This window comes from Lysinibacillus sp. NPDC048646 (assembly GCF_050272295.1).
In the GTDB taxonomy this organism is placed as follows: domain Bacteria; phylum Bacillota; class Bacilli; order Bacillales_A; family Planococcaceae; genus Lysinibacillus.
The window spans coordinates 454,918-469,567 of sequence record NZ_JBNNLZ010000001.1 but is presented as its reverse complement, the minus strand read 5'-3'; the positions used below and the strand labels follow the sequence as shown (position 1 = coordinate 469,567).

Sequence of the window (14,650 nt, the reverse complement as noted above, 5' to 3'; positions counted from 1 at the left end):
TAACTCTCATTATACAGGATTTGGGGAGGTGCTCTATTTTCTTGTCATTTTAAGCTTAGAGCCGTAAGGTCTCAAAATTATGAAATTGACTCATTTAGCAAAGATAAAACTTTTTATAGGCGAAAATAATGTAAAGAAATAGTCAAATACATTAATTGATGTGATTATTACCGAAAGAGATTTAGTTATTTCATGGAAAGATTCATTCAAAGCATAGTAAGAAATTTTTTATGAAAATAAAAAATAATTTCGCTAAAAACTATTAAACATTTCAATAAAGGAACGATATAGATAGTGTAAGGCAGTGGAAGTACATAATACGACCAAAGCCAACAGCATTCCACAAGGATGTGGAATGACAAAAAACATTCAGGGAGGAATTCCACATGAGAATTCAACATAACATTTCAGCATTAAACACACACCGTAATCTTGGCTTCAACAACGCACAATCTGCGAAAAACCTTGAGAAATTATCTTCAGGTTACAAAATTAACCGTGCTGGCGATGACGCTGCTGGTTTAGCAATCTCTGAAAAAATGCGCGGACAAATCCGTGGTCTTGACATGGCAACTAAAAATGCTCAAGATTCAGTATCTTTAATCCAAACGGCTGAGGGTGCACTTAACGAAACACATGCAATCCTACAACGTATGCGTGAATTAGCAGTACAATCTGCGAATGATACAAACGTTACTGGTGACCGTAAAGCACTTCAATTAGAAATTGAATCTTTATCAAAAGAAATCACTCGTATTTCTACTGATACTGAGTTCAATACTCAAAAATTATTAAACGGTTCTTTTGGTGTGAATATTGAAAATGCTGGATCAGCTACAGATGCTGGCGGTAAAGTATTCCACATCGGGGCGAACTCAGGTCAAAATATTAACCTAAGTATTGGCGACATGGGTGCATCTAACCTAGGTGTTAATGCGATTGCAGGTAGCGCTGCTGAATTGGCTGCAGGTGCTAGTAAAGGTGCTGGTATCAACATTACAACTCAAGAAAGTGCTGATAACTCAATCTCAATTATTGATAAAGCATTAACAAAGGTATCTGAAACTCGTGCATCTCTAGGTGCGGTACAAAACCGTTTAGAGCACACAATTAATAACTTAGGTACAACTTCGGAAAACTTAACTGCTGCAGAATCACGTATCCGTGACACTGACATGGCGAAAGAGATGATGAACTTCACGAAGAACAACATCTTAACACAAGCTGCACAATCTATGCTTGCGCAAGCCAACCAACAACCACAAGGTGTTCTTCAATTATTACAATAATTGATAACCTTAACCCTGTTTCTCATTTGAGAAGCAGGGTTTTTTTATGAAAAAATCTCAAAAATGACATCAAGGTTATTGATTATTTATGATTCAAGTCGATATATAGCAAGAGGTGTACTTATGAAGAACCAATTTATTATCGAAAAAATCGAAACAAAAACAGAGGATATGACGTTAAAAGTAAATGGTTATTTTTTACACAGTAAATATAATCCTACAATAGAAGCGCAAAAATTTGCAGAGACTCACTATGAACCACATCATGTACATATTTTATTTGGTTATGGTTTAGGTTATATTGTAGATAGCTTAAAGGAACAATTTAAATTTGATGAGCCGTTAATTGTCATTGATCCTTTATTTGATGATTCAATTTTAGAAGTACAAGCTAGACACAAAGCAAATGAAGTGGAAATGGTTTTATATAATAGTGAATCTATAGAGAAATTGGAGTATGTAGTGGATTCTACTAAAAAAGTAGATTATCAAAAAAACTTTAAAATTATCTGTGCACCAAATTATGAAAAGATATTTCCAGAAATTTTTTTGCAGGTGTTAAAAAAGGTTAAAAATATACAGAAATCAAATATGGTCAATGAAATTACAATTCTAAACTACTCTGAAGCATGGCAGAAAAACTTCAGTGCAAATTTAATTGCGCTTTTTGAAGATAGAAGTTTAGAGAGTTTAGAACAAATATATTCCTGCCCAGTGATTATTGCCTCGGGCGGGCCATCTCTTACTAAACAATTACCATTGTTAAAAAAAATCCAAGATAAGGTCATTATTATTGTAGCTGGATCTACGATTAATTCTATCCTTCCCTTTGGAATTGTTCCTGATTATGTAGCTTCAATCGATGGTGCAGAGGAAAATTATGATCAATTCAAGGGATTAGAATTAAGTGATTCACAGCTATTGTATTCGGTTTTTAATCATTCAGAAATTAGAGGGGAATTTGGTAATAAAGGCTATGCTTTTACTGCTAACTCAGATAGAACTATTCATCGTTATTTGACTGAAAAGATAGGCCTTAACTTGCCTATAATTGTTGGTGGAGGTAGTATTGCTCAGTATGCTTATAGCCTGGCTCAGTATATATCTAGTGGGCCTATTGCATTAATCGGTCAAGATTTAGCTTACACGAATAATCAAACTCATGCTGCCAATAACAAGCAGGCTGAGCAAATTGAAGAAAGCTGGAAGTCTAGTGACAATATGTTTACAGTAGAGGGCTTTGATGGTGAGGAAGTTTGGACTAGTACGGTGTTTAATTCTATGAAGATAACATTCGAGCAAATGATTGAAAACTATCCCCCAAAAAATATTGTTTTCAATTGTACGGAAGGCGGAGTTCGATTGAATGGTTTTGAACAAAAAACATTTAATGATTTTTGTGAGGAATACATTCAAGAGGAACCTCCGAATAAAATTAAAATTGAAGATTACGCCTATGTAGTTTCTCAAGATGAATGGAGAAAATTAAAGGAAATACTAGTAGCTGAGTCAAAAGAGTACAATCAAATAATCAATCAATTGTTGAAAGGCTTAGATATATTAGAAAACAATAAGTCTAGTACGACGTTTAATAATAGAACGTTAAAAAAACTGGATAAAGTGGATAAGAAAATTGCTGAACTATATCCAAAGGTGCAAATGGATTTCATCGTAACACCCATTACCTTAGAAGTGTTAAAAGGCTTTTTAGAGAAAGCGAACGAAACACCTACTGAAAAGTATACTAGAGTATATAAACAAACGAAGACTCTCTATGCCAAGCTTTTAGAAGCAACGAGAAAGTCAAAATCATATACTGCAAATGTAATCAAACGAATTGACAATGAAAAATTAATGAAAAGTGAGGAATAACAATGACAGAAATTTTAATGGATACGATTCAAAGCTTTAACGAATATTTACCAAGAGTAGCAACCGGAAGTCAAGAAATCGCTGAAAATTTGAGAAGTGACCAACTAGCTGATGCATTGAAAATGATTTTGGAGTTTTCAGAAGGAATGTCATGGCTTGTAGAGGCGAGCGAACTCTTCAAAGCAAATGATGTAAAAGTAGTTGTACAAATTGAAAAGATTCAAGAATTTTTGCAGGAAATCAATTCAGGACTAGAAATGCAGGATTATGTATTAGTAGCAGATATGTTTGAATATGAGATTTCTCCTTTCTTTGAAGAAGCAATATTAATTGAGGTACAACCAAATTAATGCACTGGCTTGTAGAACATGCAAAAGATGGCTCATATACGCTTCAATTGAATGGTATTTATCTTTATAGTAAATACCGTCCAAAGCAAGATGTAGAGAAATTTATTGAAAAAGAACTAACAATACAGTCTAAACAATATATTTTATTCGGGCTAGGTCTTGGTTATCACGCAGAGGCTCTTCTAAATAGTAATCCTACATCTACTATTTATGTTGTTCTTGCGGACAAGAAAGAACTAGATCTATGTAAATCGTGTGGTGCTACACATATTTTAACTGATAAGCGTATCTATATCATTAGTGACAAAATCCATCTAACGAATATTACAATGGACGAAACACAGCTGATTATTCCATTGCAGTGGCTAAAGGCAATAGGTCCTAATCATCCATTGTTTGCATTTTTGGAGGATATTAAAATAAGACAAATGTCCTTTGAAGATAATAGTGAAGTTATGCATGAAAATTTCCTAGCTAATGTAATGAATTCTAATTTCTTTATGCAAAAATTTGAAGGAATTGTGCAAAGGGAAAAGGCCATCTTAGTATCGGCAGGTCCTTCACTCAATCAAACGATTAAGTCTTTGAAAAAAACAAATGGCTTTTGCTTTGTTTTAGCTGTTGGGTCAGCGTTAAAGACATTACTAAAAGAAGGCATTGTGCCAGATGCAGTCATCATTACAGATCCAACACACTTAGTACAAGAGCAATTGGAGCATACTGAGTATAAGGGTTTACTATTTTATATGGCTACTGCTAATCATGGAATGACTAAAATTCACAAAGGGAAAAAAGTTATCTTATTTCAAGAGGGTTATCTTTTATCTGAGGAATTTTCAGCGTCCAATGATGTTCCTTTATTAGAAACAGGAGGATCAGTTGCAACTACAGGCTTATCTCTTTTAGAATTCATGGGCTTTAAAATAATTTATCTATTCGGTCAAGATCTAGGCTTTAAAAATAATCAAACTCATGCGAACTTATCAACATCTTCTAATACATTTGAAACAAACATAAAGTTTCAAACAATCCTTTCAAACAGTGGAGACTATATTAATACATACAGTAATTTTAATGTTTTCCGTCGGTGGTTTGAACAAAAGGCTGCGAATACTTCTATGCAAATATTCAATACGGCATGGGACGGTGCTAAAATAGAAGGTATACCTTATCTAAGAGTGGATGAGCTGGAGCAACAATTAGTAGATGCTCCAATGGTTGATTATAAAGAGATTTTAGAGGTTATCGTATCCAGTAAATAATTTAAAAAGGTGTAATAGAAATGACTAAAAAAATCCTAGTAACGGGCGCTGACGGATTTATTGGCTCCCACTTAACAGAAGAACTTGTAAGACAAGGTCACGATGTGCGTGCATTTGTCTACTATAACTCATTCAATTCATGGGGATGGTTAGACCAATCTACAAAAAAGATTAAAGATTCTTTGGATATTTTCACTGGAGATATTCGTGACCCATTTGGGGTAAAGGAAGCGATGAAGGGCTGTACACATGTACTGCACTTAGCATCGCTTATTGCAATTCCTTACTCATACCATTCTCCAGCTACTTATATTGATACAAATGTAAATGGTACACTTAACATTGTACAAGCTGCGCGTGAATTAGGAGTGGAAAAAGTTGTGCATACGTCAACAAGTGAGGTATATGGTACGGCTCAATATGTGCCAATAGATGAGGATCATCCATTACAAGGGCAGTCCCCTTATTCAGCCTCTAAAATTGGTGCAGACCAAATGGCGTTATCATTTTATCGTTCATTTGATACACCTGTTGCGATTATTCGACCGTTTAATACATACGGTCCTCGTCAATCAGCACGTGCGGTTATTCCCGCAATCATTAGCCAATTAGCGAGTGGACAAACAACGATTAAACTAGGTGCTATTAGTCCAACACGTGATTTCAACTATGTACAGGATACAGTAGGTGGTTTTATTTCTGTCATGAATTCTGAAAAATCATTAGGTGAAGTCATTAATGTTGGCTCTAATTATGAAGTATCAATTGGTGAAACGGCTGAAATGATTGCAGAAATTATGGGTGTGGACTTAACAATTGAAACCGATGAACAACGCTTACGTCCAGAAAAAAGTGAAGTCAATCGTCTATGGGCAGAAAATAAAAAAGCAAAAGAATTGATTGGTTGGCAACCTCATTATGGTGGTAAAGATGGCTTCCGTCGTGGCTTAGAAGAAACAATTGAATGGTTCTCTAATCCAAAAAATTTAGCTCAATATAAGGCAGATGTTTATAATATATGAATACACAATGGTTAGAGTTTACAGAACAGATTAAAGCACATTATCAAAAGGATTTTGTGCCATTACACGAACCAACCTTTACTGGTAAAGAGCTGGAGTATGTAACGGATTGTATTCAAACAGGATGGGTATCCTCTGTAGGTGCATATGTTACTCGTTTTGAAGAAGATTTAGCACAATTTACAGGGGTGAGACGTGCTGTTGCCGTAATGAATGGGACCGCTGCATTACATATTGCGTTGAAGGTTGCAGGCGTACAAGCAAATGAAGAAGTGTTTATGTCGGCTCTAACATTTGTTGCGACAGCCAATGCAGTTTCGTATATTGGTGCTGTGCCCCATTTTGTTGATGTATCTGAAAAAACATTGGGCCTTGATCCGCAAAAGTTAGAAGCACATATTTTAGTCATTGGCGAAGTGAAAAATGATCAACTGATCAATAAAGAAACAGGCCGTGTCATACGTGCAGTCATTCCGATGCATACTTTCGGACATGCTGTTGAACTAGAAGAATTACAATTGATTTGCGAAAAGTATCACTTAGTATTAGTAGAAGATGCTGCAGAATCATTAGGGACTTACTATAAAGGGAAGCATACAGGTGGCTTTGGTAAGGTGAGTGCTATTAGCTTTAATGGCAATAAAATCATCACTACAGGTGGCGGTGGAGCTATTTTAACCGATGACGAAGAGTTAGCAAACTATGCTAAGCATATTACAACAACAGCGAAAATACCTCATCGTTGGGAATATGAACATGATGAAGTTGCATTTAACTACCGTTTGCCCAATATAAACGCGGCATTAGGGTGCGCTCAACTAGAAAAAATGCCAGAGTTTATCGAAAGAAAACGTGCATTAACAGCTTTTTATGAAGAACTAGTTGGATCATTAGAAGGTGTTACGCTTTTCAAAGAACCGGTGAATACATCTAGCAACTATTGGCTGCAAACATTAATTTTAGATGATACTTTAGAGCGAAATGAAGTTTTGACGTTTTTAAATGATAACGGTGTAATGAGTCGCCCGATTTGGACACCGCTGCACAAGTTAAAACCATATAGAGAATGTCCAAGAGCTGATTTGTCAACAATTGAGAGATTGAACAAGAAAATTATCAATATTCCGAGTACACCGATAAAAGAGGGATAACTATTGAAACGAAAAATATGCGTTGTTACAGGGACACGTGCCGAATATGGGTTACTTTCGAATTTAATGCATGCTATTAAACAGTCTGCTGATTTTGAGTTACAACTAGTTGTGACAGGCATGCATTTATCCTCTGAATTTGGCTTAACATATAAACAAATTGAAGTGGATGGTTTTGTCATAGATGAAAAGGTAGAAATGTTGTTGTCCTCTGATACAGTAACCGGCGTTGCAAAATCTATGGGATTGGCGACAATTGGATTCTCCGATGCGTTTGAAAAAGTAAAACCAGATTTACTTTTAATCTTAGGTGATCGCTTTGAAATGTTAGCTGCAGCACAGACTGCACTTGTCATGCAAATCCCGATTGCACATATCCATGGAGGAGAATGTACCTTTGGCGCTTATGATGATGCTATCCGTCATTCGATTACGAAAATGGCTACATGGCATTTTACGAGTACAGAATCGCATCGTAATAGAGTTATTCAGCTTGGTGAAGAACCTGCATGTGTATGGAATGTGGGAGCAATTGGAATTGAAAATATATTGAAGCTACCATTACTCACGAAGGAAAAGTTGTATACAGACCTTCAACTAAATATAGATCAGCCAATGTTTTTAATAACGTATCATCCAGAAACGAATCTCCAAACAGATGGGATTTATGCATTATTAGAAGCTTTGAATAATTACCCAAGTGTCAATTTAGTGTTTACAAAAGCAAATGCGGATAATGGTGGACGGAAAATTAATAAGGCTATCGAAGAATTTGTTTCGCAACATAAAAACGCAAAAGTATTTGATTCACTAGGCCAGTTAAGATATTTAAGTACAGTGAAATATGCAGATGTGGTGTTAGGAAATTCTTCTAGTGGTTTGATTGAAGTACCATATTTACACACTCCTACTGTAAATTGTGGGGATAGACAGGCGGGACGTCAAAAACCTAGCTCGATATTCGATTGCACTTTAGAATCAACAACAATAGAAAAAGCGATTAAGGCAGCTTTAATGTTCAAAGGTCCATATACTCGAATTTTTGGTGAGGGACATGCCACAGAGAAAATAATAAGTCAATTACAACAAATCCCATCATTCGCTATACAAAAGGAGTTTTATGATTTATGAACCAATCAACATATATAATTGCCGAGGCGGGAGTCAATCATAATGGTTCCTTTGAAATGGCGAAAAGATTAGTAAAAGTTGCGAAGGTAGCTGGTGCGGATGCTGTCAAATTCCAAACGTTTCGTGCGAAGAATTTGGTGACAAAAGAAGCAATGCAAGCGGATTATCAAGTAGAAAATTTAGGTGAAGCATCATCTCAATATGAAATGCTGAAAAAGCTTGAATTGTCTTTTGACGAATTTACATCATTGAAAAACTATTGTGATGAGATAGGGATTGAATTTTTATCTACGCCATTTGACCATGATAGCGTGGATTTTTTAGTCGATGAATTACAAATGCATACTGTTAAGATTCCTTCTGGTGAGTTGACTAATTCCCCGTTCATTCATTATATTGCAACGAAGCAAAAGAAAATGATTATTTCAACGGGAATGGCGACTATCGATGAAATACATGAAGCCTTGTCCTTGGTAGCTTATGGCTTAGCAAGACCAGACGCTGATGTTTCAATTGAAAGTGTGCATTCATTCTACAAAACAAATGAGGCTAAGGATATTTTACAAAGATTCGTAACCGTTCTTCATTGTACAACGGAATATCCAGCACCTTTTGAAACGATTAATTTAAAAGCTATGAATCATTTATCTGAAGAACTGGCATTATCCATAGGTTTTTCCGATCATTCGCAAGGAATTGTAATTCCAATTGCCGCGACTAGCATGGGGGCAACTGTTATAGAGAAACATTTTACATTAGACCGAACATTGCCAGGCCCAGACCATGTAGCGTCATTGGAACCATCGGAGTTAATGGCTATGGTAGAGGGTATTCGTCAGGTTGAACGTGCTTTAGGGAGTGGTGTAAAAGAACCGACAGTAGCTGAGGTGAAAAACCGAGTAGTGGCAAGAAAGAGCATAGTGGCAAGAACAGATATCAAACCAGGTGAAATCTTTAAAATTTCTAATCTCGATATTAAAAGACCTGGTAATGGCATATCTCCAGCAAAGTATTGGTCTCTACTAGGTGAAAAAGCCACTAAATTTTATCAAAAGGATGAACTGATTGATGAATAAGCCGATAATAATATTAGGAAATGGGGGTCATGCTTCAGTTTTAACGGAGATATTATTACTTCAGAATCGAAAAATTCTAGGTTTTACAGCACCAGAAGAACAAACAAATTCGTATGGCTTAAAGTATCTTGGTACGGATGTAATATTTGAAGAATACAACCCATTGGAAGTGGAACTTGTTTTAGGTTTAGGAACTGTAGGTATTTCAAATGTTCGTCATAGCCTGTTTAAGAAACTGAAAAGTCAAGGATATACATTTGCTATATGTGCTCACCCGAGGGCAATAATATCTAGTACAGCAACGTTAGATGAGGGTACTCAAATAATGGCAGGTGCAATTGTACAGTCGCATGCGCAAATTGGGAAAAATACAATTATTAATACAGGCGCAATTATTGAACATGATTGTGTGATAGGGGCCTATGTACATGTAGCACCAGGCACAACGCTTTCAGGGAATATTCAAATCGGTGACTTTACACATATAGGAACTGGTGCGAAAATCATACAAGGAATTACAATCGGATCTCACAGTCTAATAGGGGCTGGAGCAGTTGTAGTAAATAATATTTCTTCGAATCAAAAAGTAATTGGAGTACCAGCAAAATCACATGAAATTTTAAAATAGGAGCTACTAAATATGAAATTTTGTAATAAATGCACAATGCCTAATACTAGACCAGGAATTTATTTTGATGAAGAAGGTGTTTGTCAGGCATGTAGAGCTGAAGAACAAAAAAACTATACAGATTGGGATTCACGTCATCAAGAATTAGAAGAATTATGTGCTAAGTATAGAAGTACAAATGAAACTGAATACGATTGTATTATTGCTGTAAGTGGAGGAAAAGATAGTCACTTTCAAGTACATTACTTTAAAGAAGTAATGAATATGAATCCATTATTAGTTTCGGTTGAAGATAACTTCGAAATGACTAAAGCTGGTGAACATAATGTGAAAAATATTTCTGAGCGATTTGGATGCCATTTAATCACGTTAAAACCAAATATAAAAGCTCAAAAAGCTATTATGAAAAAAACATTCGAAAAATATGGAAAGCCAACTTGGTATATTGACCGTTTAATTTATACATATCCTCTACATATAGCTTCAAAATTTAATATTCCCTTAATTATTTATGGGGAAAATATTAGTTATGAATATGGTGGCACGGATAGAATTGAAACGTATTCTGCAAAAAATCAGATTAATAATGGGGTCGCATCAGATATTCCCTATGAAGAATTACTGGACGACAAAATCACAGAAAAAGATCTAATCTTCTGTAACCCACCAGACAATCAGCAACTAGAGAACTTAAATCCAATCTACTTAAGTTACTTTGTTAGATGGAATAGTTATGCTAACTATATTTTTGCTAAGAAGAATGGATTTAAAGATTTGGCACATGAATGGACGAGAGAGCATACTTTTGAAAATTTTGATCAAGTAGATTCAATTCCTTATTTGGTACACCCTTGGTTGAAGTATCCAAAGTTTGGACATGCTTCTGCTACTGACTATGCTTCAAAGTTTATTCGGTATGGATTAATTACAAGAGAACAAGGTATAGAACTTGTTAAACAATATGACCATAAAATCGATCAAAAAGCAGTTCAATCATTTATAGATTTTCTTGGATACACTCATACAGAATTTTATAATATTATTGAAAAACTGTATAATCCAGATTTATTTGAAAGAGATAGATTTGGAGAGTGGGTATTGAAACATCCAATTTGGAAAAAATAATAGGATTAAAGGAAGAAGGGGGATTATGATGAAAAATTGGAGGGAAATAGTGGTGCATCCGAACACAACATTATTGGAAACCATGAAAATAATTGATGATACCTCCCTTCAATTTGCGATTGTCATGGATGACAGTCAGACACTACTAGGGACGGTAACAGATGGAGATATTCGTAGAGGTATTTTAAGAGGAGAAGGATTAGATGTATATATTGAAAGTGTAATGAATGTAAATCCTATTACAGCCGGTCTCGATAATACATATAGTGACTATCTAAATATATTAAAAAAACATAAATTAAATCAATTACCAATCGTAGATAATGATAATAAAATTATAGATATTATTTTTGCTGGCCAGCAACAGCTAGTAACAGATAAAAATAATCTAGTTGTATTAATGGCGGGTGGCCTTGGGACACGTTTACGCCCATTAACAGAAAAAATTCCAAAGCCAATGCTAAATGTAGGGAACAGGCCGATTTTAGAAACGATTATCGAGGGCTTCATGCAATATGGATTTACTAATTTTGTCTTATCAGTGAATTATAAAAAAGAGGTAATTCAAGATTATTTCCAAGATGGATCAGCTTTAGGCGTGAACATTTCTTATATAGAAGAAGATAAAAGAATGGGAACAGCAGGTGCTTTGTCTCTGTTGAAGAAAAATCTGGATAGCCCTATCTTAGTTATGAATGGTGATTTGCTGACACAGGTGAATTTTGAACAGCTATTGCAATTTCATGAAGAAACAGAAGCATCTGCAACAATGTGTGTGCGTGAATACGAATATCAAATACCGTATGGTGTCATTGAAACGGAAGGTCAGCAACTAGTTTCGATTAAAGAAAAACCAATGCATAGAAGCTTTGTAAATGCAGGGATTTATGTATTAAGTCCGGATGTATTTGAGTATATTCCACAGGGTGAATTTTACGATATGCCAGATTTGTTTAAACAATTAATGGATGAACAAAAAAATGTATCGGCATTCCCCGTGCGTGAATATTGGCTAGATATTGGGCGTATGGCTGATTTTGAACGTGCTGATGATGAGTATAGTAGCTATTTCAATAAGGTAGGTTGTAAATGATGAGTGTGCGAAAGGCTGTTGTTATAGGCTACGGATCTATTGGACAAAGACATATTAGATTGTTAAATAGCTTAGGTATTGCGACAGTAGTTGTTTCTAAGCATCAGATTGATGTTGAAAAAAGCTATTCAACCATTGAAGAAGCTATTGAAAGTGAGTATCCAGAGTATATTGTTGTAGCAAATGAGACTTACTTACATGAAGAAATGCTTACTCGTATACAAGATACAGGGTATGATCAGAGGATTTTAGTGGAAAAGCCACTATTTGCGAAAATGACTTCTCAGAACTATCACTTTTCTTCGTTGTACGTTGGATACAATTTAAGATTTCATCCAATTATACAGAAATTGTTTGAGCTATTAAAGAGTGAGCAAATTATATCGGTCAATGCATATGTTGGTCAATATTTACCTACGTGGAGACCAAATACAGATTATACTAAAGGTTATTCTGCAGATGTTACAAAGGGTGGCGGAGTTATTAGAGATTTAAGCCACGAATTGGATTACTTAAATTTCTTATTTGGAAATTGGGCTGAAATGACAGCAAGCGGTGGGCAAATAAGTGATTTGTCCATTCAATCAGATGATTATTTCTCAGTATTGTACCAAACACAGACGGGGATTAATGTTTCAGTAGAAATGAATTATTTGGATCGGATTATACAAAGACAGCTAGTTATACAAACGAATGAACATACATTTAAAGCTGATTTAATTGGACAAACGATACAAATTGATAGTGAAATTATACGATTTAAAGTGGATCGAGACGAAACGTATTTAAATCAACATATCGCATTATTAAATAATCATGTCGATATGCTTTGTGATTTACAAGGCGGACTAGATATTGTTCGTATGATTGAAGTTGCTGAACAATGTTCGAAAGAAAAGGTGTGGATAAAAAATGCATAGAATTTGTACAATCTGTGCTCGTGGAGGTTCTAAAGGGGTCAAAAATAAAAACATAAAATTGATATTAGGGAAACCATTAATCGCTCATAGTATTTTACAAGCAAAAGCAAGTGAATTATTCGATGTCATTGCAGTTAGTAGTGACAGTAGAGAGATTTTACAAGTTGCTAAGGATTATGGTGCAGATATTATTGTTGAACGACCAGCTGAGTTAGCAACAGACACATCGGCAAAGTTACCAGTTATTCAACATTGTGTAACAGAAGCTGAGAAGGTTTCGGGCTTAGTTTTTGATATCATGGCAGATATTGATGCGACATCGCCATTACGTAATGTGCAAGATTTGAAGAAGAGTATTGAATTACTTGAAGATCACAAGCACGCAACAAATTTAATTACCGGTGCTCCTTCAAGAAGAAGCCCATATTTTAACTTGGTAGAAGAAAATTCAAAGGGTTTTGTCGAGTTATCTAAAAAATTGCCTGCAGCGGTAGTAAGAAGACAAGATGCGCCAAGAAGCTTTGATATGAATGCTTCTATTTATGTTTGGAAGCGGAATGCATTTTTTGATGATGTATCCATATTTACACCTAATACAATTTTATATGAGATGCCAGAAGAACGTTCAATTGATATAGATTCAGAGCTAGATTTTGAATTTGTATCATTTTTAGCTGAGAAAAGAGGTAGTTTGTTATGAGTGTAAACTATTTTGAACGTTTTAGCTTAAAAGGGAAAAATGCCATTGTTACTGGTGGTGCTGGGATTTTAGGGAGCCATTTTTGTAAAGGGTTAGCCGATGCCGGTGCAAAAGTAGCCGTTGTTGATATTAATATTGAAGAGGCAACTAAAGTTGCGGAGCAAATAATAGCCGATTATAACACAACTGCAAAAGCATTTTATTGCGATTTAACATCTGAGAAGTCTGTGAAACAAATGGTACAAACTGTTGTTGAAGAGTTTGGAACAATTGATATACTCCATAATAACGCTGCGGGCAAATCGAGTGATTTAAATGCATTCTTCGCACCCTTTGAAGAATATGATTTAAATCAATGGAAAGAAATTATGAGTACAAATTTAGATAGTATGTTCCTTGTCGCTAAATATGTTGGAAAAGTAATGAAGAAGCAAGGCAAAGGTGGGTCTATTATCCAAACATCATCAATTTATGGTGTATTGGGACCAGATAATCGCATTTATGAAGGATCATATTATTTAGATCGTCAAATTAATACACCAGCTATTTATTCAGCTTCAAAGGGTGGCGTCGTTGCATTAACAAAATATCTTGCTACATACTGGGCAAAAGATGGTATCCGTGTGAACACGATTACACCTGGTGGGGTAGAGAGCGGTCAAAATGAAACGTTTAAACAAAATTATGGAAACCGTATTCCTTTAGGAAGAATGGCACAACCAGAAGAAATGGTTGGCGCATTAATTTTTTTAGCTTCTGATGCATCGAGCTATGTAACAGGTCAAAATATTTTAATTGATGGTGGCTTGAGTGCTTGGTAGGTAACTCTTAGTAATTGAAATACTTTTCATAAAAATGCACGCTGGTAATCATTTTTTAGGGACTACTTATTTGATAGCATGTTACAGTGGATTTCAATGATTTCAATTGGATGCTATCATCTATATGAAAAATGACCGATTTACAGCTTGAATATCCCTTGTGGGCGAAAATAATGAAATATGGATCAGTTGAATACCGTGAAATTTTGA

The 14,650-nt window shown here is 35.2% G+C and carries 14 protein-coding genes; all 14 read left to right on the top strand.

The genetic code is table 11. From position 1 onward, the window contains the following. Window positions 1-386 precede the first annotated feature (386 nt). The 14 genes from hag to ACQKII_RS02125 all read left to right on the top strand — a co-directional run bounded on the left by hag (window position 387) and on the right by ACQKII_RS02125 (window position 14,440). Complete coding sequence (hag, locus tag ACQKII_RS02190) at window positions 387-1,289, top strand: flagellin Hag (RefSeq protein WP_427455898.1); 903 nt, start codon at window positions 387-389, stop codon at window positions 1,287-1,289. A 123-nt stretch (window positions 1,290-1,412) separates the two neighbouring features. Continuing rightward, entirely contained in the window at window positions 1,413-3,161 is a 1,749-nt protein-coding gene (locus ACQKII_RS02185) for a motility associated factor glycosyltransferase family protein (RefSeq protein WP_427455896.1), read from the top strand. A 2-nt stretch (window positions 3,162-3,163) separates the two neighbouring features. Beyond that, window positions 3,164-3,511 carry a hypothetical protein gene (locus ACQKII_RS02180; RefSeq protein WP_427455894.1) on the top strand — a complete coding sequence of 116 codons (348 nt, stop codon included), beginning with the start codon at window positions 3,164-3,166 and terminating at the stop codon, window positions 3,509-3,511. Further along, window positions 3,511-4,773 carry a motility associated factor glycosyltransferase family protein gene (locus ACQKII_RS02175; protein ID WP_427455892.1) on the top strand — a complete coding sequence of 421 codons (1,263 nt, stop codon included), beginning with the start codon at window positions 3,511-3,513 and terminating at the stop codon, window positions 4,771-4,773. Before ACQKII_RS02180 ends, ACQKII_RS02175 begins: the two co-directional genes overlap by 1 nt. 20 nt (window positions 4,774-4,793) lie before the next feature. Next, window positions 4,794-5,795, top strand: coding sequence for an NAD-dependent 4,6-dehydratase LegB (locus ACQKII_RS02170; RefSeq protein ID WP_427455890.1), 1,002 nt, complete (start codon window positions 4,794-4,796; stop codon window positions 5,793-5,795). Then, the gene (locus ACQKII_RS02165; protein WP_427455888.1) at window positions 5,792-6,946 is read left to right on the top strand and encodes a LegC family aminotransferase; all 1,155 of its coding nucleotides are present in this window, start codon (window positions 5,792-5,794) and stop codon (window positions 6,944-6,946) included. The genes ACQKII_RS02170 and ACQKII_RS02165 overlap by 4 nt, the downstream gene beginning before the upstream one ends. Before the next feature lie 3 nt (window positions 6,947-6,949). Next, a complete protein-coding gene (gene neuC, locus ACQKII_RS02160) occupies window positions 6,950-8,077 on the top strand; it encodes a UDP-N-acetylglucosamine 2-epimerase (RefSeq protein WP_427455886.1) in 1,128 nt (375 codons plus the stop codon). Next, window positions 8,074-9,153 carry an N-acetylneuraminate synthase gene (neuB, locus tag ACQKII_RS02155; protein WP_427455884.1) on the top strand — a complete coding sequence of 360 codons (1,080 nt, stop codon included), beginning with the start codon at window positions 8,074-8,076 and terminating at the stop codon, window positions 9,151-9,153. The genes neuC and neuB overlap by 4 nt, the downstream gene beginning before the upstream one ends. Continuing rightward, on the top strand, window positions 9,146-9,781 hold the full coding sequence (locus tag ACQKII_RS02150; RefSeq protein ID WP_427455882.1) for an acetyltransferase: 636 nt from the start codon (window positions 9,146-9,148) through the stop codon (window positions 9,779-9,781). Before neuB ends, ACQKII_RS02150 begins: the two co-directional genes overlap by 8 nt. Before the next feature lie 12 nt (window positions 9,782-9,793). Further along, complete coding sequence (locus ACQKII_RS02145; protein WP_427455880.1) at window positions 9,794-10,906, top strand: N-acetyl sugar amidotransferase; 1,113 nt, start codon at window positions 9,794-9,796, stop codon at window positions 10,904-10,906. Between the two features lie 28 nt (window positions 10,907-10,934). Next, complete coding sequence (locus ACQKII_RS02140) at window positions 10,935-11,999, top strand: nucleotidyltransferase family protein (protein WP_427455923.1); 1,065 nt, start codon at window positions 10,935-10,937, stop codon at window positions 11,997-11,999. Continuing rightward, window positions 11,996-12,919 carry a Gfo/Idh/MocA family protein gene (locus ACQKII_RS02135; protein ID WP_427455878.1) on the top strand — a complete coding sequence of 308 codons (924 nt, stop codon included), beginning with the start codon at window positions 11,996-11,998 and terminating at the stop codon, window positions 12,917-12,919. The genes ACQKII_RS02140 and ACQKII_RS02135 overlap by 4 nt, the downstream gene beginning before the upstream one ends. Beyond that, entirely contained in the window at window positions 12,912-13,619 is a 708-nt protein-coding gene (locus ACQKII_RS02130; RefSeq protein WP_427455876.1) for a cytidylyltransferase domain-containing protein, read from the top strand. Before ACQKII_RS02135 ends, ACQKII_RS02130 begins: the two co-directional genes overlap by 8 nt. Beyond that, window positions 13,616-14,440: an SDR family oxidoreductase gene (locus ACQKII_RS02125; RefSeq protein WP_107923578.1), complete on the top strand. Its 825-nt coding sequence runs from the start codon at window positions 13,616-13,618 to the stop codon at window positions 14,438-14,440. Before ACQKII_RS02130 ends, ACQKII_RS02125 begins: the two co-directional genes overlap by 4 nt. Window positions 14,441-14,650: the final 210 nt, after the last annotated feature.